The 17,714-nt window shown below is 73.1% G+C and carries 18 protein-coding genes; 7 read left to right on the top strand and 11 right to left on the bottom strand.

Going from position 1 to position 17,714, the window contains the following annotated elements:
• Window positions 1-149: 149 nt before the first annotated feature.
• Genes JT1_RS02090 through JT1_RS02080 form a run of 3 tightly spaced genes read left to right on the top strand, consistent with a single transcriptional unit; the run spans window position 150 to window position 1,469 of the window.
• Window positions 150-425, top strand: coding sequence for a hypothetical protein (locus tag JT1_RS02090; protein WP_068322205.1), 276 nt, complete (start codon window positions 150-152; stop codon window positions 423-425).
• Entirely contained in the window at window positions 422-943 is a 522-nt protein-coding gene (locus JT1_RS02085) for a WXG100 family type VII secretion target (protein ID WP_068322202.1), read from the top strand. Before JT1_RS02090 ends, JT1_RS02085 begins: the two co-directional genes overlap by 4 nt.
• A 40-nt stretch (window positions 944-983) precedes the next feature.
• A complete protein-coding gene (locus JT1_RS02080; RefSeq protein ID WP_068322199.1) occupies window positions 984-1,469 on the top strand; it encodes a DUF2505 domain-containing protein in 486 nt (161 codons plus the stop codon).
• Between the two features lie 34 nt (window positions 1,470-1,503).
• On the opposite strand, the gene JT1_RS02075 is transcribed toward JT1_RS02080, so the two are convergent.
• The 4 genes from JT1_RS02075 to JT1_RS02060 all read right to left on the bottom strand — a co-directional run bounded on the left by JT1_RS02075 (window position 1,504) and on the right by JT1_RS02060 (window position 5,360).
• Window positions 1,504-1,884, bottom strand: a complete 381-nt coding sequence (locus tag JT1_RS02075) for a DUF6912 family protein (RefSeq protein WP_068322197.1) — start codon at window positions 1,882-1,884, stop codon at window positions 1,504-1,506.
• On the bottom strand, window positions 1,884-3,311 hold the full coding sequence (locus tag JT1_RS02070; RefSeq protein ID WP_218005545.1) for a WS/DGAT/MGAT family O-acyltransferase: 1,428 nt from the start codon (window positions 3,309-3,311) through the stop codon (window positions 1,884-1,886). Before JT1_RS02070 ends, JT1_RS02075 begins: the two co-directional genes overlap by 1 nt.
• A gap of 61 nt (window positions 3,312-3,372) precedes the next feature.
• Window positions 3,373-4,686 (bottom strand): CpaE/TadZ family protein, encoded by a 1,314-nt coding sequence (locus JT1_RS02065; RefSeq protein WP_068322193.1) that lies wholly within the window; start codon window positions 4,684-4,686, stop codon window positions 3,373-3,375.
• Window positions 4,683-5,360, bottom strand: a complete 678-nt coding sequence (locus tag JT1_RS02060; RefSeq protein WP_169701796.1) for a hypothetical protein — start codon at window positions 5,358-5,360, stop codon at window positions 4,683-4,685. The genes JT1_RS02065 and JT1_RS02060 overlap by 4 nt, the downstream gene beginning before the upstream one ends.
• Before the next feature lie 142 nt (window positions 5,361-5,502).
• Between JT1_RS02060 and JT1_RS02055 the strand changes: the two genes are divergently transcribed.
• A complete protein-coding gene (locus JT1_RS02055) occupies window positions 5,503-5,718 on the top strand; it encodes a helix-turn-helix domain-containing protein (RefSeq protein WP_068322183.1) in 216 nt (71 codons plus the stop codon).
• 10 nt (window positions 5,719-5,728) lie between these two features.
• Here JT1_RS02055 and JT1_RS02050 read toward each other — a convergent pair whose 3' ends face one another.
• Window positions 5,729-6,268 carry a hypothetical protein gene (locus JT1_RS02050; RefSeq protein WP_068322532.1) on the bottom strand — a complete coding sequence of 180 codons (540 nt, stop codon included), beginning with the start codon at window positions 6,266-6,268 and terminating at the stop codon, window positions 5,729-5,731.
• Window positions 6,269-6,397: 129 nt separating this feature from the next.
• On the opposite strand from JT1_RS02050, the gene JT1_RS02045 reads away from it, so the two are divergent.
• Window positions 6,398-7,213 (top strand): LysM peptidoglycan-binding domain-containing protein, encoded by an 816-nt coding sequence (locus JT1_RS02045; protein WP_068322180.1) that lies wholly within the window; start codon window positions 6,398-6,400, stop codon window positions 7,211-7,213.
• Window positions 7,210-7,737 carry an Rv3235 family protein gene (locus JT1_RS02040; RefSeq protein ID WP_068322178.1) on the top strand — a complete coding sequence of 176 codons (528 nt, stop codon included), beginning with the start codon at window positions 7,210-7,212 and terminating at the stop codon, window positions 7,735-7,737. The genes JT1_RS02045 and JT1_RS02040 overlap by 4 nt, the downstream gene beginning before the upstream one ends.
• Window position 7,738: 1 nt before the next feature.
• Here the strand turns inward: JT1_RS02040 and secA are convergent, their stop codons facing one another.
• A complete protein-coding gene (gene secA / locus JT1_RS02035; RefSeq protein WP_068322176.1) occupies window positions 7,739-10,510 on the bottom strand; it encodes a preprotein translocase subunit SecA in 2,772 nt (923 codons plus the stop codon).
• Window positions 10,511-10,843: 333 nt separating this feature from the next.
• On the opposite strand from secA, the gene JT1_RS18185 reads away from it, so the two are divergent.
• A complete protein-coding gene (locus JT1_RS18185; protein WP_169701795.1) occupies window positions 10,844-11,059 on the top strand; it encodes a GNAT family N-acetyltransferase in 216 nt (71 codons plus the stop codon).
• Window positions 11,060-11,240: 181 nt separating this feature from the next.
• On the opposite strand, the gene JT1_RS02025 is transcribed toward JT1_RS18185, so the two are convergent.
• The 5 genes from JT1_RS02025 to mtrB form a co-directional block, all read right to left on the bottom strand.
• A complete protein-coding gene (locus tag JT1_RS02025) occupies window positions 11,241-12,434 on the bottom strand; it encodes a winged helix-turn-helix domain-containing protein (RefSeq protein ID WP_255218227.1) in 1,194 nt (397 codons plus the stop codon).
• A gap of 91 nt (window positions 12,435-12,525) precedes the next feature.
• Window positions 12,526-13,206 (bottom strand): ribosome hibernation-promoting factor, HPF/YfiA family, encoded by a 681-nt coding sequence (hpf, locus tag JT1_RS02020; RefSeq protein WP_068322166.1) that lies wholly within the window; start codon window positions 13,204-13,206, stop codon window positions 12,526-12,528.
• Between the two features lie 175 nt (window positions 13,207-13,381).
• Window positions 13,382-14,137: a ComF family protein gene (locus JT1_RS18635; RefSeq protein ID WP_068322161.1), complete on the bottom strand. Its 756-nt coding sequence runs from the start codon at window positions 14,135-14,137 to the stop codon at window positions 13,382-13,384.
• Window positions 14,138-14,228: 91 nt separating this feature from the next.
• Complete coding sequence (locus JT1_RS02010; protein ID WP_082807403.1) at window positions 14,229-16,010, bottom strand: LpqB family beta-propeller domain-containing protein; 1,782 nt, start codon at window positions 16,008-16,010, stop codon at window positions 14,229-14,231.
• Window positions 15,994-17,712: an MtrAB system histidine kinase MtrB gene (gene mtrB, locus JT1_RS02005; protein WP_082807402.1), complete on the bottom strand. Its 1,719-nt coding sequence runs from the start codon at window positions 17,710-17,712 to the stop codon at window positions 15,994-15,996. The genes JT1_RS02010 and mtrB overlap by 17 nt, the downstream gene beginning before the upstream one ends.
• Window positions 17,713-17,714: the final 2 nt, after the last annotated feature.

Genomic DNA, 17,714 nt, shown 5'->3' with positions numbered 1-17,714 from the left:
CGTCCCGCCCGACTCCGAGCGTAGTACCCATGGCGCAGATCACATCCACCGGGAGGGACGCGCCTGCGCGAGGCCCGCGGAGGAACTGCGTGGACGCTGTGGACGAGGCCCCCGGCAGGAGCGGGGTGCGCGGATAGGCTGGCCGGACCATGCCCCCTTCGCACCCCCGACCCGAGGACCTGACAGCGCTCGGCGCCGCGCTGTCGAGCCTGGCGGGGCACGCCGTCTCGGCCGACGAGGAGCTGCTCGACCACATGGTGACGGTCGGTGACCGCACCGCCCAGGCGGCCGTCGACGGGCTGGTCGACGACGCGGTCGACGTGCTGCGCGAGCTGTCCTCCGGCTGCCGCGAGGTCGCACTCTCCCTCGGGTCCCACGCGCGCGCCGCGGCCCCGCTGGCCGAGGGCGCGCGGGAGCACCGATGACCCATCCCCTGCTCGGCGACCCGGCCTCGATGAGCGCCCTCGCCTCCACCCTGCGCCGCACCGCGGTGCGGCTGCGCGCCGACGTCGAGGACCTCGAACGGGCCGCGGCGGATGCCGCCCCGGGGTGGACCGGCCCCATGGCCGTCGCGACGCGACGCCGGGTCGACGTCCTCGCCGGTGCGAGCGCCGAGGTCGCCACGGCCCTCGAGGACTCCGGCTCGCGCCTGCAGCTGGCCGCGACCGAGCTCGCGGCGTCGATCGCCCGCCTGCGCACGCTCGAGGAGGAGGCGCGAGAGGCCGGCCTGGAAGTCCGGGACGGCACCGTCGGCCGCCCGTGGGGCATCACCGGTCTGGCCGACCGACGGGCCGAGGAGGACGGGGACCGCATGCGCCAGAGCCTCCAGGAGCGGGTGCACCAGACCGTCACGACGATGTCGCGGCACCGCACGCGCCTCAGCGCCGAGTGCGAGCAGGCGCGCCACGCCCTGACCGCCGCCGGCGACGCGCTGCGCGCCTGACGCGTGCGCGCCGAGGGGCGGGCGGCGCTAGCGTGACCCCATGAGGATCAGCCACACCGCACCCCTGCCCGCTGGCGTCGAGGACGTCTTCGCGATCATCTCGACGACGGAGTACCAGCAGGCCAAGATCGGCGCCGGGCCCGAGGGGCGCGCCTCGGTCACGGAGCAGGTGGGGGGGCTCACGGCCGTGCACACCGAGAGGGTGCTGCCGACACGGGGCATGCCCGGCCCCGTGACCTCGATGGTGGGCGACACGCTGCAGATCACCGAGCAGCAGACCTGGCGACCGCCCGCCGCGGACGGTTCCCGCACCGCGGACCTGGAGATCACCGTCGGTGGCGTCCCGGTGACCCTGCGGGGGCACATCGTGCTCGCTGCCGCGGCCGTCGGCTCGACGATGACCGTCGACGGGGACCTGCGCTGCTCCATCCCCCTCCTGGGTCGCAAGGTCGAGGAGGCCGCGATGACGCCGGTCCAGCAGTCGATGGACACCGAGGTGCGGCTGCTCACCGAGCGTCTGAGCTGACCGGCGCGCCTCGCCCCGAGGGCCGGTGCGTGCCTCAGGTGAGGTCGGACAGCTCCGTCACGTCGTACCAGAGGAGGTCGTCGTAGCCGGCGCCGACCTCCCCCGCCTCCTCCTCGACGTGGAAGGAGACGACGTCCCCGAGCGGGACGACGACGGGCCGGTCGAGCCCGGCACCCCTGCCGGTCGCCGGCGCGTCCGCGATGTCGGCCGCGGCGACGACACGCCGCCCCGGGCCCAGTCCCCGAGCGGCGTCGAGCGCCTGGCACATGGCCTCGAACTCGAGGTCCTCCTCGTCGGCCTCGGTGTCAGCGGCGCGCAGGGCGTCCGAGACGATGTAACCGGATCGCTCCGGCAGGCGCGCGTCGGCGGCGACGGCGCCCAGCTCGGCGAGCAGGAGCGGGAGGTAGACGCGCATCAGTCGCGCGCCGACCGGGCGGCCGAGCTCAGCTCGGCGAGGGCCTCGTGGATCGAGTCCGCGAGCATGTCGACGTCGGGCATCGAGTCCCGGTCGGCCGTGAGCCCGTAGTAGACCTTGCCGTCGTAGGACGTCAGCCCGATGGCCAGCCCCTGGCTGCGCCCGAGCGGCATGACGGGGTAGGTCTCGATGAGCCGGCAGCCCTCGACGTACAGCGCCTGCTGGGGGCCAGGGACGTTGGTGATGACGAGGTTGAACAAGCGCCTGGTCATCGCGCTGCCGAGGCGGGCACCCAGCGAGTGCAGCGTGGGCGGGGCGAAGCCGCCCATGGAGGCCAGGGACGAGGCATCGACCCCTTCGGCGGCCGCGGACTCGATCTGCTGGCGCATCGCGAAGGAGATCTGGTGCAGCCGCATCGACGGGGTGTTCTCCCCGATCGGCAGGTCGATGAAGCACGCCGTCAGCGAGCTGTCGGTGAGCTGGTCACCGGTGCCGTCGACGACGCTCACCGGCACCATGACCCGCAGGCTCGAGGACCCCGTGACCGGCAGGCCGCGGTTCTGCATCCACGCGCGCAGGGCGCCGGTCACGGTTGCGAGGATGACGTCGTTGATCGTCACGTCGGCGACATAGCGCCCGCGCGTCAGCCGGCTGCGGATGCGGCGGTAGTCGTCGAGCTCCGTCTCGACCATGACGTAGCGCCGGGAGGCGCCCACGTGGGCCCGCAGCGATGAGGGGGGCGCGGGGCGCACGCCGACCCTGGTGAGGGTCACCGCGAGCGCGCCGGCGGTCTCGGTGAGGCGCCGCCCCGTGCGGGAGACGTCACGCACCCCGCGCCCCACCCCGCGGACCACCTTGGCGGGGTTGAGGACGGAGCCGAGCAGGGCGTCGGCCACGAGGCGCAGGTCGGAAGGGGCGGGGACGGACGCCTGGCCACGCTCGTCGACCGGCATGGCATCCGGGTCGACGAGCAGGTGGGCGAGGTCCACCGCGTGGATGCCGTCGACCATCGCCTGGTGCGCCTTGGTGACGACCGCGAACCGACCGCCCTGCAGGCCCTCGACGAAGTAGGCCTCCCACAGGGGGCGGTCCCGGTCGAGCGGTCGGGCCATGATCCGGGCCACGAAGTCCTCGAGCTCGCGCCGGCCACCCGGTGCCGGCGTCCCGGCACGTCGCACGTGGTAGGTCAGGTCGAAGTGCTCGTCGTCGACCCAGACCGGGTTGTCCAGCCCGGCGGGCACCTGACGGATGCGCTGACGGTACCGGCCGTGACCGGCGATCCGGTCCCCCACGACCTCGACGAAGCCGTCGTGGTCGACGACGCCCTCCGCGGGTGGCTCGAAGAGCATGACGGAGCCGACGTGCATCGGCACGGTCGGTTCCTCCACGTGGAGGAACGCGGCATCGACGGGACTGAGTCTGCTCACCACGGACGACATCGTGGCACGGACGGGGCCGCCGGGCACCCCTCGTCCCGCGCCGCCCATGTCAGGCCCTGCGCAGGAGTCCCCTCCGGGCACGGGCGCGGGCCGGCGCCGCGACCCCGGTGAACCCCGCGGCGAGCTCGGCGATCGCGTGGCGCAGCGGCGACTCGGGGGCGCACTCGACGAGGGTGCGCCCGGCGAGCAGGGCGGCATCGGTCGCCATCGGGTCGTCGGGCAGGAAGGCGATGTCCTCCAGACCGGCGAAGCGCGCGAGCGACTCCGCGACGCGGCGTCGCGGGTCGGGCCCGACCGAGGACGCGCGCAACCGGTTGACGACCGGTCGCGGTGGCGGGGAGGCGACCTGCCCGACGGCCTGGACGGCGCGGACCATGCGCTGCAGACCGACCGGGTCGCCCGCCCCGACGAGGAGCAGGTCGTCGGCCTCGGCGAGCGCCGTGAGGGTCGTGGCGTTGCGACGCGGGGCGACGGTGTCGTAGCTGAGCTCCTCGTCGTCCTCGAGGCAGAACGCCAGGTCCAGGACGACGAAGGGGGCGAGCGCCCGGGAGAGCGAGATGACGTGCTCGACCGCCGAGGCCCGTACCTCGGTCCAGCGGGTGGGCGTGGGGATGCCGGTGAGGACGCGGAAGGCCGGCGAGACCTCGACGGCCAGGCGGGCGAGCGAGGGCAGGTCGAGCGTGCCGAGCTCGGAGGCGCGGGCGGCCGCGGCGAGGCCGGGTGCCTCGTCGAGCACGCTGAGCAGCTGGGCCACCGCGGCGCCATAGGTGTCGAGGTCGAGCAGGACGACCGGGTGCCCCGATGCGGCGATCTCGCTGGCGAGGTTGACCGCGAGGGTGCTGCGCCCCGGGGCCCCGGTGGGCCCCCAGACCGCGACGACGCGACCGCGGACGGGCGGTGCCTCCTGCGGGTCGGGGCCGTCGGGGACCGACCTGCGGGGTGCGGTCGGGGGGTCCTCGCCCGGCCACGGCTCGGCCGGGTCCGTGACGAGGGGCATCCCTCCCCCCGGCGTCGTCGGGCCGGACGTCAGGACCTCGACCAGGTCCTCACCGGGCGTGCCCGTGTGGACGTGTCGCTCGACGCCGAGGCGACGGAGATGGCGCTCCTGTGCCTCGTCGCCGTCCCGGCTGGCGCCCACGACGTCGACCCCGTGGGTGCGCAGGTGGCCGAGGGCGTCGCGGTCGAGACCCCGCAGGTCCGCGGAGACCAGGGCGACGTCGCCGAGACCCGCCGAGGCGGCGGCGAGCAGGTCGGCGAGGTCGACGCACCGTCGACCGACGGAGACCCCGGGGAGCCGGTCGACGATCTCGACCATGCGTCCCTCCCAGTCGTGCGCGAGGGCGGTGAGGACGGTGACGCTCATCCGTCCTTCTTCTCCGGGCTGCCCGACTCGAGGACGAGCTTGATGGGCGTCTCGCGGGTGTCGAGCGAGAGCAGCTCGTTCACAACCCCGTCCGGCACGACGATGATGGCCGTCGACCCCGAGGCCGAGGTCATGACGCCACCGCCGCTCGTGGGCAGCGCATGGACCGTCGCCCGCTCGACGATCTCCTCGTAGCGAGGACGGTCGTCGGCCGCCTGCTCGTCGGTGCCCGATGCGGTCGTCGTGCGCGGGTCGACCGCGTGCACCGAGACCCGCGACCCCTTGACGAGGTTGCTCAGGTACGCGGGCTCGACGTGCACGGCGACCTGGCTCACCCGCAGGTCGACCGGGTCGACGACGGCGGCGCGCGGCAGCAGCTCGCCGTCGTGCAGCTCCCGGCCCATGACCGCGCCGTTGGGCAGGCGCTCGTTGGCGAGCACGTACTCCGGTGCGGCGTCGCCGAGCTGGACGTCGACGCGCACGAGATCGCTCTCCTCGATCTGCTGCCCGGGGGTGATCTCCCCCTTCGCCGCCCAGACACCGACACGGTCGTCCGCCGCGCTCAGGGCCACGGCGCCGAGGACGACGGAGAGCAGGACGAGCAGGATCCCGACGAGCAGGCGGGCATCCTTCCACGACGGCGCCGTCAGACGGCGTGCGGTGGGAGTGGGCAACGGGCTCACGATGCTCCTCGGGTCTCGGGTGCGGGCGTCGCTCAGCATCATGCCCAAACCCGGCCCACCACGCCCGACGACCATCCACAGGCAGCCGTGCCGCGGCCTCGGGCCGTCCGGACCCGATGGCAGACTTAGCCCCATGCCGCGCAAGTTCGTCCCGCTCACCGAGGTCTCCGAGGTCCTCGGCGTCTCCGCCGCCCAGGCCTACGCGCTGGTGCGCAGCGGGGAGCTCCCGGCGATCAAGGTCGGCGGTCGCGGCCAGTGGCGCGTCGAGGTCGACGAGCTCGACGCCTACATCGAGCGGATGTACGCGCAGACGCGCGAGTTCGTCGCCCGCGGCGGCCCGGAGGGCTGATCGCCCCACCTCACGACGAGGCGATCATCGCCACGGCGGCGAAGGGGATGACCCGCTCGCCGCGCAGGTGCTCGGCCCGACGAGGCGCGTCCAGGGGATGCTCGGCGACGTCGAAGGCGTCCGCCCCCACGGCGTCGATCGTCCCGTGCACGGCGCCCCCGTCGACGTCGACGACGACCACGGCACGGCGGTCCCTGCTGATGCCCCGCACCGCGGACCCGATGCCGAAGCGGCGTGCACGCGTGTCGTCGCGCGGCCGACGCAGCCCGGAGACCCCGAGCACCGCCGCGGTGGCGACGAGGACCTGACGACCGGTGCCCTCGACGAGGAGCAGCCACCCGTCCCCCGTGTCCTCGAGGACGCCGCGAGCGAGCGCCCCACCGCGTAGGCGCACGACCAGCGGCGTGCCCACGGCTCCGGCGAAGCGTTCACCGAGGGTGATCCGCGCCCGCTCGGTGCGGGTGCGCTCGGCGACCTCGGCGTCGAGCTCGAGCCGTGCCTGGGCAGCCAGCTGCGCCTCGAGGTCGTCGAAGAGCCGGTCCCAGCGCACGGTCCCAATGTAGGCGCGGCTGGCTGCGCCCACCCGTTGCGCGATGCCGGATGCCATGGTTTGCTATCAATCAACAGCAAACGACATCAAACGACACCGTTTGCTACCGAGGATACGAAGGGGGCAGCGATGCGACGCACGACGACGGTGGCGCTGGCGGGGGCGGGGCTCCTCGGGGGCGCGGCCCTCACCACGGCGACCGCGGCCGGGACCGCACGACTGCTCGACGGCGTCGCGGACCCGGGCAGCGACCCGGCCGCGGCGGTCGCCGGACTCGCGTCGCTGCTCGCGACCCTCGTCGCCGGATGGCTCACGTCCTGCCTCGGCCTGAGCATCGCCACCGCCCTTCCGGGCGGCCCGGGACGACTGGCCCTCCGGGTCCGCGACCGCGTGACGCCGGCCGTCGTGCGCCAGTGGGCGGCCGTCGTCCTCGGCGCCTCGGTCACCGCCACGGTCCTGCCGGGCACCGCCGTCGCCGCGGTCCGGGTCGAGCACGGCGACCCGCCGTCACCCGGGTGGGGGGCCACGTCCCCGACCGCGCCCACGTCCCCCAGGCCGATGACGGCAGACGCGACGTCCCTCCCTTCGCCGGGGTGGAGCGCACCCGGCCCGCGGGTCACGGTGACCGCGCCGGCCCCCGGCTGGACACCGCACCGCCCGGCCCGCCGGCAACGCACCGACCCCACCCTGCTCACCGGCAGGCAGCGCGACGCGTCCGGCCCGGAGGTCGTCGTCCGACGTGGCGACACCTTGTGGTCCATCGCCGCGGCCCACCTCGGTCCGGGTGCCTCCGACGCCGAGGTCGCCGAGGCGTGGCCCCGCTGGCACCTCGCCAACGCCGAGCTCATCGGCCCCGACCCGCACATCCTCCTGCCGGGCACCCAGCTGCAAGCACCGAGCGACACGACCCGGGCGACCGTCCCGGCCACGAAGGGGAGACCATGACCACCACCGCACCCATCCAGGTCCTGCCCGCACCGCGGCACAGCCCACCCGGGATCCCGCTGCCGACGCACCGGCAGGGACGGGAGGAGCGCGCCCGCGGGCAGGCCCCCTACGTGCAGGACGCGCTGGCCGTGGACTTCGCGGCGGCCAGCGACGAGCAGGTCTTCGGTCGGCAGCCCACGCGAGCCTGCGACCTGCCGGACCCGCGGGAGTGGGCCGCGCACATCGCCCAGGGCCTCGTCGAGGTCATGCACGGGGTGCGCCCGCCCGGCCAGGTCATGCGCTGGACGAGCCCCGAGGTGTACGTCGTCGTCGCCCGCCGCGGGTCACGCGCCGCGCGACGCGCCACGACGACCGGCCGCAGCCACCGCACGCGGGTCGTGCGTGTGCACACCTGCGAGCCCGCACCCGACGTCGTCGAGGCGGCCGTCGTGCTCGTCGACGGGGGCCGGGTCCGCGCCCTCGCGCTTCGCCTGGTCGGCCGCGACCGCCGGTGGGTGGTCGAGGCGCTGCAGGTGGGCTAGCTCAGCCCCGGCGACCGGCCTTCTTCGCCTTGCGGGCCGCCGCACGACGCTCGGCGCGGGTCCCGCTGGCGGAGCCCCCTTCGTCGTGCTCCTCGACGCCGCCGTCCTCCGACGGGGCCGAGTAGTGCAGGTTGCGCTGGCGCGAGCCGTCCTCCAGGCCCTTGGCCGAGACCTTGGGGCGCTCCGCGCGCCCGCCGAGGAGCACGTCGACGCTCTTGGGCTGGGTGCTCGACTCCGGCACCTCTGGCACCTGGACCTCGGAGTTGAAGAGGTAGCCGACCGACTCCTCCTTGATCGCCTCGTTCATCGCCTCGAAGAGCTGGAACCCCTCGCGCTGGTACTCCACGAGCGGGTCGCGCTGGGCCATCGCGCGCAGGCCGATGCCCTCCTTGAGGTAGTCCATCTCGTAGAGGTGCTCGCGCCACTTGCGGTCGAGGACGGACAGCACGACCCGGCGCTCGAGCTCGCGGGCCACCGGCTCGCCGAGCTCGGCCTCTCGGCGGTCGTACGCCTCGTGGATGTCGGTGACGATCGCCTCGCGCAGGCTCTGCGCGTTGAGGGCGGCCAGGCTGCCTGCACCCTCGATGAGCTGGGCCGGGGTGAGCGAGGCGGGGTAGATCGCCTTGAGCGCGGTGAAGAGTCGCTCGAGGTCCCAGTCCTCGGAGAACCCACCGACGGTCTCGGCGTCGACGTAGCCCCCGACGACGTCGGTCATGAAGTGGCGGACCTGCTCCTCGAGGTCCTCGCCCCTGAGCACGCGGCGGCGCTCGTCGTAGACGACCGTGCGCTGGCGGTTCAGCACGTCGTCGTACTTGAGGACGTTCTTGCGGGTCTCGTAGTTCTGCCCCTCGAGCTGGCTCTGCGCGCCCTCGATGGACTTCGTGAGCATCTTGCCCGCGATCGGCGTCTCGTCGTCGATCTTGGCGGTCTGCATGACGCGGTCGACGAAGCCGGCGTTGAAGAGGCGCATCAGGCTGTCTTCGAGCGAGAGGTAGAAGCGCGACTCGCCCGGGTCACCCTGGCGGCCGGAGCGACCCCGCAGCTGGTTGTCGATGCGGCGGGACTCGTGCCGCTCGGTGCCCAGCACGTACAGGCCGCCCAGCTCGGTGACCTCCTCGTGCTCGGCCGCGACCGCGGCCTCCGCGGCGGCGAGCGCGTCGTCCCACGCCGCCTCGTACTCCTCCGGCGTCTCCTCGGGGTCGAGACCGCGCTTCTTCAGCTCCGCGACCGCCCGGAACTCCGGGTTGCCGCCGAGCATGATGTCGGTGCCTCGACCGGCCATGTTGGTCGCGACTGTGACGGCGCCCTTGCGGCCGGCGTCGGCGACGATGCTCGCCTCGCGCTCGTGGTGCTTGGCGTTGAGGACGGCGTGCTTGATCCTGCGCCTGGTCAGCTCGGCGGAGAGGTACTCGCTCTTCTCGACGCTCGTGGTGCCCACGAGGACGGGCTGGCCGTTCGCGTGACGCTCGGCGATGTCGTCGACAACGGCGTTGAACTTCGCCTGCTCGGTCCGGTAGACGAGGTCCGCCTGGTCCTTGCGGATCATCGGGCGGTTGGTGCGGATCGGCACGACGCCGAGGCCGTAGATCGAGTTGAGCTCGCCCGCCTCGGTCTGGGCCGTACCGGTCATGCCGGAGAGGGTGTCGTACATGCGGAAGTAGTTCTGCAGGGTGATCGTCGCGAGGGTCTGGTTCTCGTTCTTGATCTCCACACCCTCCTTGGCCTCGATCGCCTGGTGCATGCCCTCGTTGTACCGGCGCCCGGCCAGCATGCGGCCGGTGTGCTCGTCGACGATGAGGACCTCGCCGTCCATGACGACGTAGTCCTTGTCGCGGGTGAACAGCTCCTTGGCCTTGATGGCGTTGTTGAGGTAGCCGATGAGCGGGGTGTTGACGCTCTCGTAGAGGTTGTCGATGCCGAGGAGGTCCTCGATCTTCTCGATGCCCGGCTCGAGGATGCCGACGGTGCGCTTCTTCTCGTCGACCTCGTAGTCGCCCTCGGCCTCGATGCCCCTCATGAGGTCGGCGCCGTGGCCGCGCTCGAGCTTGCGGACCATCTTGGCGAACTCGCTGTACCACTTGGTCGGCTGGTCGGCCGGCCCGGAGATGATCAGCGGGGTGCGGGCCTCGTCGATGAGGATCGAGTCGACCTCGTCGACGATCGCGAAGTTGTGGCCGCGCTGGACGAGCTCCTCGGTGTTCCACGCCATGTTGTCGCGCAGGTAGTCGAAGCCGAACTCGTTGTTGGTGCCGTAGGTGATGTCCTTGAGGTACTCGGCCCTCCGCTGCTCGGGGTTCATCGAGGAGAGGATGACGCCGGTCTCGAGCCCGAGCGCGCGGTGCACGCGGCCCATGAGCTCGGCCTGGTACTCGGCGAGGTAGTCGTTGACCGTGACGACGTGCACGCCCTTGCCCTCGATGGCGTTGAGGTACGAAGGGAGGGTCGCGACGAGGGTCTTGCCCTCACCGGTCTTCATCTCGGCGACATTGCCCTGGTGCAGGGCCGCGCCACCCATGATCTGCACGTCGAAGTGCCGCTTGCCGATGGTCCGACGGCTGGCCTCGCGGACGGCCGCGAAGGCCTCCGGGAGGATGTCGTCGAGCGTCTCGCCGTCCGCCAGCCGGGCGCGGAAGACGTCCGTCTCCCCCCGCAGCTCGGCGTCGGTCATCTTCTCGAAGTCCTCTTCGATGGCGTTGACCTGCACCGCGATGGCCTCGAGCCGCTTGACGGTGCGGCCCTCTCCGGCGCGGAGGATGCGCTCGACGATCTTCACGAAACAAAGCTCCTGACGTCTCTACGATCCGGGCACGGCACGAACGCCGCTGCGCGGAACAGTCTGCCCACAGGCTAATCGGTTGCGGGGCCGGCCACGGACCGGACACCCTGACCCGGGTGAACGACCACCGCACCCCCGGCGTTCCGACCGGGGCGTTCCCCGACATCGTGCCGGTGCTGACGCGTGGGGCGGTGCGACTGCGCCCGATGGCCGAGGCGGACCTGCCCGCACTCGTGGAGCAGAGCAACGACGCCGAGTGCGTGCGCTGGACCACCGTGGCGCAGCCCTACGGCCCGGATCAGGCGCGCGAGTTCCTCCAGCGGCAGGCGCATGAGTGGGGCGAGCCCGCCGGCCGCCGCTACTGGGCCGTGGGAGGTGGGTTTCGCCCTCCACCCGGCGGCCCGTGGGCGCTCGACGATGTCCACCGCGCTGCGGACGGCGGCCGGCTGGGCCTTCGACCACGGGGCGCCGAGCCTGTACTGGTTCTGCGCCGGGTCGGCGCCGTCGACGCTTGGGTGGCGTCGCTCCTGCCGGGTCACCCGATGACCCCGCAGCACGTCTGGGTCCACCCGGAACATCACCTGCCCGCGCGGGAGATCCCGAGCCCGCAGACCTTCGACGACTGGCTGCTGCGGCGTCGCGAGGGCATGTCGCTCGGCCGCGGGGTCAACTGGTGCATCGCGGACGCGGCCAGCGCGCGGCGATCCACTGGGAGCGCCTCGCCTGATCAGGCCCCCACCACCTCGGTGAGGCCGAGCCAGGTGGCCATCTGCCCGAGCTCCTCGGCGAGCTCCCGGCGGTCGTCCGCTCCCCCGCGCCCCGGCTCCCAGCCGACCCGCTGCGCCCGGAGCGCCCCGGCGGCCCGGTCGGCCTTGAGGTCCACCCGGCCGACGAGGTCCTCCCCGAGGAGGAAGGGGAGCACGTAGTACCCGTGCACCCGTTGTGCGGCCGGCGTGTAGATCTCGATCCGGTAGTGGAAGTCGAAGACCCGCTCGACGCGCGGCCGGCACCACACCAGGCTGTCGAAGGGGGACACCAGGGCCCGTGCCCGGACCCACCGCGGTCGGCGGGCGTCCGCGTGCAGCCACGCCGGCGCGACCCAGCCGTCGACGTCCACCGGTTCCAGCTCGCCGTCGGCCACGAGCCGCTCGACCGCCGGGCGCACGTGCACGCGCTTGATCCGGAAGTAGTCGGCGAGGTCGGTCTCGGTGGCGACCCCCATGGCACGCGCGGAGATGCGCACGAGCTCGGTGTAGGCCGCCTCCTCGGTGGGGCGGGCCGTGGGGTCGAGCCACGCGCGGGCGTCCGCGGGCGGCACGACCCGCTCGAGGGACGCGTAGCGCCGCTCGAACTGGCTGGTCCGCCCCACCGACGAGATCGTCCCGGCCCAGAAGAGGTGCTCGAGGGCGTGCTTGACGAGCGACCAGTTCCAGCCCCAGTGCTCCCGGTCGCCGTCGCGCTGGTGACCCAGCGCGGCTTCGATCTCTCGGGCGGTGCGCGGCGGGCCTGCGCGCACCTCGTCGAGCACGGCGGCGACGACCTCCGGGTGGTCGCGGGCCACCCGCTGCATGCCGCCCCACGAGTCGTCGACGGCACGGCGCATGCGGGGGTGCTCCATCAGCGGCCAGGTGCTCGGGGGCAGCAGGCTCGCCTCGTGGGCCCAGTACTCGACCAGACGTCGCGGCGCCCGGTCACGCATGCGGTCCAGCAGCCCTGTCTCGTACGGGCCGACGCGCGAGAAGAAGGGGAGGTAGTGGCTCCGTGTGAGCACGTTGACGCTGTCGATCTGCACCAGCCCGACGGTGTCGACGACGCGTTGCAGGTCACGGGTGGTGGGCGCGTGATCGGGCCGTGGTCGGGCGAAGCCCTGCGCCGCGAGGGCAATCCTGCGGGCGGCCGGCGCGCTGAGTCTGCGGGTCACGTCCCCCACCCTGCCCTGTCCCGACGACAACCGCGCCGGGCACGGACGATGGCCGCGACCCGGTCGGGTCGCGGCCATCACCGGCTGGGGGTCAGACCCCGACGCGCGCCGTCTCGGTGACGGGCGACTCGACGGCGGTGCCGTTGACGGCCGCGTCGTGGGCGGCGTCCTGGACGTCGAGGTGGATCACGCCGTACGACCAGCCGCGTCGTCGGTAGACGACGCTGGGGCGCTGGGTGTCGGAGTCGTGGAAGAGGAAGAAGTCGTGCCCGACGAGCTCCATCCGTCGCACGGCCTCCGCGAGCGTCATGGGCGCGCTCTCGTGGACCTTCTCGCGGACCTCGATGGGGCTGTCGCCGATGGAGCCGAACTGGTCGGGCGCCTCGACGCTCTCCTCGCTGGGTCCGGTCTGCAGGGTGTCGGTGAGCTCGGCGGTCGCGTCGGCGACCGAGGTGCGCCGGCGACCGCGCAGGACGTGGCGCTTGTCGTGGGCGCGACGGAGACGCTCGAGGAGCTTTTCGGCGGCGAGGTCGACGGCTGCCTGTCGGTCCTCGTGGCAGGCCTCGGCGCGGATGACCGGGCCCTTGGAGCGGCACGTGATCTCGACGCGCTCGCTGAGCTTCGCCTGACGTGGGTTGGCCTCGTGACTCACCATGACCTCGATCCGCTGCACGCGAGGGTCGAGCTGCTGGACCTTCGACAGCTTGGTGTCGACGTAGTCGCGCAGTCGGTCGGAGACGTTGACATGGCGTCCGGTGATGGCAATTTCCACGGAGTCCTCCTTGGGACATCGGTGATGCAGTGGGTTACGCCTGGCGAGGGCGCACTGACCGTGGCACCACCCCCCGTCCCGGGAGGCCTGTCGTCGCCGGCTGCCGCCCGCGAACGCGAAGGGCCCCTGCACCGCACCGGCTGCGCCGGTCGATCGAGGGACCCATGACGTCACGTTAGTCGGTGGGCCGAGGGAAAGGTAGGGCGGGTCTGCGCGATCTGCGGGGCGTCACCATGCACACCGCCATCCCCACCCGCGCGGCCCCCACGGCGAGCAGCGCACGCCGGCCCTCGGCGAGCGTGGCGCCCGAGGTGAGGACGTCGTCGACGAGGAGGCAGTCCCTCCCGAGGACCCGCTCGGGCCGCGGCACGGTCATCGCGCCGCGCAGGTTGTCCAGCCGGTGGGCGCGGTCGAGGCCCGCCTGGTCGGCGGTCCCCCGAGCCATCACCAGGGCGGGCGCGACCTCGACTCCCGCGACGAGGCGGGCGGCACGACGCGCGAGCAGGACCGTGGGTCGGTCCCCACGCCGGCGGACTGTGGCCGGCGCAGAGGGGATGGGGACGAGCAGCACGGCGCCCACCCCAGAGCCCGTGCCGACGAAGGGGGGCCCCGCCACCGCGCGGAGCACGGCGTCGGCGAGCAGGCGCCCGAGCGGGTCGGTCAGGTCGCGTCGGTCACCGTCCTTGAAGGACTTCATGACCCGAGCGGCCAGGCCCTCGTAGCGCACCGTCCCGGTGCACCCCGGCCACCCGACGGGGACGGGGTGGGGCGCCACCCGGCCGAGGTCCGTGAGCGCCAGGTCCGCCAACGCGCAGCGGCACGAGGCGCACAGGGCGGCACCGGCGCACCCGCACCCGGCGCAGCCACGCGGCAGGACGAGGTCGATGGCCGCCGCCACAGCGGCCACCGACCCCTTGCCCTGCTCTGCCACGTGCTCGAGTCTCGAGCCCCATGCGGGCGGGGGCGGCCCCCTTCGTCAGGCTGTGGACGGCGGGACGCGAGCCGGGGGTCTGGGGACCTCGTCAGAGACCGGCACTCACGACGCCGTCGAGGAGCGGCTGCTCGACCCATCGACCACCGGCACGCTGGAAGACGCGGCCTCCCGGGGTCGTGAGCACCACATCCGTGTCGTCGCCGGTGGTCATGACCCGGACCGCGCCGGCGCGCTCCGCCATCGGCTCGACCTTGCCGCCGACGTGCACGAGGTAGGGCTGGAGCTGCGCCTGCTTGTCCCGACGCCCGAGGACGGCGAGCGTCGTGGGTCCGACCCACACCGCGTCGATCATCTCCACGAGCTCCGCGGCGACGCGGAAGGTCTGCGCCGAGAGCTTGGTGGGCAGCCCGTTGGACCGTCGCACCACCCCGGCCACCTCGAGCATGCTGCCGGTGTGGGGGGACTCCTCGGACACCACGGCGATGCGGCTGCCCTCCGGCGAGACGACCGCCGCACGGACGTACCGCCGGCCGAGCCAGGGCGCGGGGATGCGACGGGGCGCCGACGCCGACTCGTCCTCGGGGTCGGCGGTGGCATTGATCGCCCACAGGCGGTTGCCCGACTCACGGCCCAGCCCCGCCCCACCGACCCAGAGCACGCCGCCGTAGTCGTAGCAGGGACGGGTGAGGTCGGCGGCGAAGGTCGGGACCTCGATCCGGCTGCGGTCGTCACGCAGTCGCACGAGGTCCCGGCCGCGGCCGTCGACCGTGGCCAGCTCCTTGGCGTCGAGTCGCAGGCCGAGACGGGAGACCGACGAGGGGATCGGTGCGAAGCGGGACGTGGCCGCCCGGACGTGCTGCTCCGAGACCGAGGAGAGACGGTCACCGATCGTCAGCACCTTGCTCCCCGAGCGGCCGAGCACGATCGGCGCCGACGCCCGCGTGCGGTCGACGAACCCCAGCTGCTCCGGGGACGTCAACGGGCCGTCGACGCCCAGCTCGAGCGTGTTGCCGGAGAGGGTGATCGCCACCTCGGTGACGGCCGGGAGCGTCATGAGCGTCGCGACGAGCTGGGCGGCGAGCTTCGTGCGGGTCGTGGTGTCCTCGGCGACCGACTCCGCGTCGAGGTCGACCTGGGCCACGCCCTCCCGGACGGGGACGGCGTCGATGACGAGCCGGGCCCCGTTGTCCGTGGAGACCGCGTCCTCGAGGTAGTCCGGCACGCGCCCGAGCTGTGCTCTCACGAGCCGTGTCGCCAGCTGGTCCTGGGGGAACCACCGCTGGTCGACGACGAGGGTGTTCCACCCGATCGCCGGGTAGTGCACGGGGTAGTCCCGGAAGATGAAGCCGACCTCCTGCTCCTGGAGCAGCCGGCCGAAGCCTGCCTCGAGCTGGTCGATGCGCCACTGCCCCTCGACCCGGGTCATCGTGAAGTCGAAGCTCTCCCAGAGGTTGGGCGGGGCCACCTCGTACCGGCCCTCGGTGTCGATCGTCGCCGCCACCCGCACCCGCACCCTGAAGACGTCCTGCTGTCCCCTGACGCGTCGGACCGTGGGGTCACCGCCCACGTAGATGACCGTCTGGCTGTCGGGGATCCACCCCCTGGCGAGGGTGTCGGTCAGGTAGGCCCGGGTGATGTCGAGCCGTTGCCCGCTCGTCGCGCCCGCGTGCAGGAACCCGAGGATGATGTCCTGCGGCGAGGCGCCGGTCTCGGGTCTGTTGGGGATGCGGTTGAGCGGCGCCGGGGGCTCGCCGTCGACCTTGAGCCCCGGCCGCACGGTGGAGTCGGCCCCGAGACCGCACCCCGCCAGCAGGCCGGCGGCTGCGGCGCCGAGCGCCGTGCGCCGGGTCACCTCACCGGGACGACTCATCGGGGCTCCCGGGCAGGTCGCCCTCGCGCGGCGTGAGGGGCAGCGGCGAGGCGGTGAGCGGACCGCCCGCGGTGCGCGGGACGGTGAGACGGAAGCGCGAGCCCTCGCCCGGCTCGCCCCAGGCCTGCAGCCACCCGTGGTGCAGTCGCGCGTCCTCGAGGGCGATGGCCAGACCGAGCCCCGACCCGCCCGTCGTGCGCGTGCGGGCCGGGTCGGCGCGCCAGAAGCGGTTGAAGACGAGCGAGGCCTCTCCTGCCCTGAGGCCCACACCGTGGTCCTCGACGAGGACTGCGCAGGCCTGGTCGTCGCCACCCACCCAGATGTCGACGGGGCGGCCCTCACCGTGCTCGATGGCGTTGACGACGAGGTTGCGCAGGACGCGCTCGATGCGCCGGGCGTCGACCTCCGCGACCGCGGTCTGGCCCGGCTCGCGGTGGACCGTGACGTCGCTCCCGCGGGCGTCGGCGATGGACTCCGTCGAGCTGACGACCCGGTCGACGATCGCGAAGAGGTCGACGGGGTCCTGCTCCAGCACCGCGGCGCCGGCGTCGTAGCGACTGATCTCCAGCAGGTCCGCGAGCAGCTCCTCGAAGCGGTCGAGCTCGTCGTGGAGCAGCTCCGCCGAGCGCCCGGCGACCGGGTCCATCTCGTCGCGGGAGGAGTGGAGCAGGTCGGCGGCCATGCGGATCGTCGTGAGCGGGGTCCGCAGCTCGTGCGAGACGTCCGAGACGAAGCGCTGCTGGACGCGCGAGAGGCCCTCGAGCTGGCGGATCTGCGTCTGCAGGTTGTCGGCCATGTCGTTGAAGGACTGCCCGAGCAGGGCCAGGTCGTCGTGGCCGCGTGCCGACATCCGCTCGTTGAGGTGGCCCGAGGAGAGTCGCTCGGCCGCGGCGGCGGCCCGCCGCACCGGGGTGACGATCATGCTCGTCACGATGTAGGCGATGGCCGAGACGAGCGCGATGAGGAAGAGGGCTCCGAGGGTGAAGGAGCGCGAGATCGTCCCGAGGGTCGCCTGCTCCTGGTCCATCGGGTAGATGAAGTAGATGTCGTAGGGGCCCGCCGAGGGGATCTCCACCTGGGAACCCACGACGACGGCAGGCACGGACTCGGACACGGACCCGGGGAACTCGGCGCCGACCCCTTCGGTCACCTGGCGGTTCAGCTCGATCGTCACCGTCTGCTGGCGGGCCGGGTCGGCTGCCACGGCGTCCCGCAGGGAGGTCGGGATGGACTCGAGCGTCACCGCCTCGGACTCCTCCGAGGGGATGCGCATGTCGGAGGTGTTGTTACCGCCCCGGGTGAAGATGACGTAGCGGCTGTTGTCCCCTGCCGGTGCCTTGAGGGTGCGGTTGACGAGGGAGTTGGTGAAGACGGGCAGCTCCGGGGTGCCCGTCCAGCCGTTGAAACCCGCCTGGGCGTCGTCGGTGAGCTTGCGTGACTCCGCCTGGGCGAGGCTGATCCGGTTGTCGACCAGTCCGTCCGCGATGGACCGGTACATCGTCAGGCTGATGATCGAGACGACGACGACACCGAGGAGGAGGGTGCTCGTGACGACGCGGAAGCGCAGCGAACGGCGCCACAGGTCGACCAGCGCCTTGATCCTGCGGACGACGAACCCGTCGCCGGACCTGCCCCCGACGGGGCCCTCGGGCCCGGCGGAGTCCGAGACCCCGGTCGGCTCGACCGCGGGTGCGGAGGCCATCG

Origin of the sequence: Janibacter terrae NBRC 107853, assembly GCF_001591405.1 — a bacterium.
Classification (GTDB): domain Bacteria; phylum Actinomycetota; class Actinomycetes; order Actinomycetales; family Dermatophilaceae; genus Janibacter; species Janibacter terrae.
This window is presented reverse-complemented; position numbering and strand designations above follow the sequence as displayed.

What these genes read in the sequence shown, in the direction of transcription:
- JT1_RS02090 (WP_068322205.1), top strand. Translation starts at nt 150, where the DNA reads ATGCCCCCTTCGCACCCCCGACCCGAGGACCTGACAGCGCTCGGCGCC.
- JT1_RS02085 (WP_068322202.1), top strand. Translation starts at nt 422, where the DNA reads ATGACCCATCCCCTGCTCGGCGACCCGGCCTCGATGAGCGCCCTCGCC.
- JT1_RS02080 (WP_068322199.1), top strand. Translation starts at nt 984, where the DNA reads ATGAGGATCAGCCACACCGCACCCCTGCCCGCTGGCGTCGAGGACGTC.
- JT1_RS02075 (WP_068322197.1), bottom strand. Translation starts at nt 1,884, where the DNA reads ATGCGCGTCTACCTCCCGCTCCTGCTCGCCGAGCTGGGCGCCGTCGCC.
- JT1_RS02065 (WP_068322193.1), bottom strand. Translation starts at nt 4,686, where the DNA reads ATGAGCGTCACCGTCCTCACCGCCCTCGCGCACGACTGGGAGGGACGC.
- JT1_RS02055 (WP_068322183.1), top strand. Translation starts at nt 5,503, where the DNA reads ATGCCGCGCAAGTTCGTCCCGCTCACCGAGGTCTCCGAGGTCCTCGGC.
- JT1_RS02045 (WP_068322180.1), top strand. Translation starts at nt 6,398, where the DNA reads ATGCGACGCACGACGACGGTGGCGCTGGCGGGGGCGGGGCTCCTCGGG.
- JT1_RS02040 (WP_068322178.1), top strand. Translation starts at nt 7,210, where the DNA reads ATGACCACCACCGCACCCATCCAGGTCCTGCCCGCACCGCGGCACAGC.
- JT1_RS18185 (WP_169701795.1), top strand. Translation starts at nt 10,844, where the DNA reads ATGAGTGGGGCGAGCCCGCCGGCCGCCGCTACTGGGCCGTGGGAGGTG.
- JT1_RS02010 (WP_082807403.1), bottom strand. Translation starts at nt 16,010, where the DNA reads ATGAGTCGTCCCGGTGAGGTGACCCGGCGCACGGCGCTCGGCGCCGCA.
- mtrB (WP_082807402.1), bottom strand. Translation starts at nt 17,712, where the DNA reads ATGGCCTCCGCACCCGCGGTCGAGCCGACCGGGGTCTCGGACTCCGCC.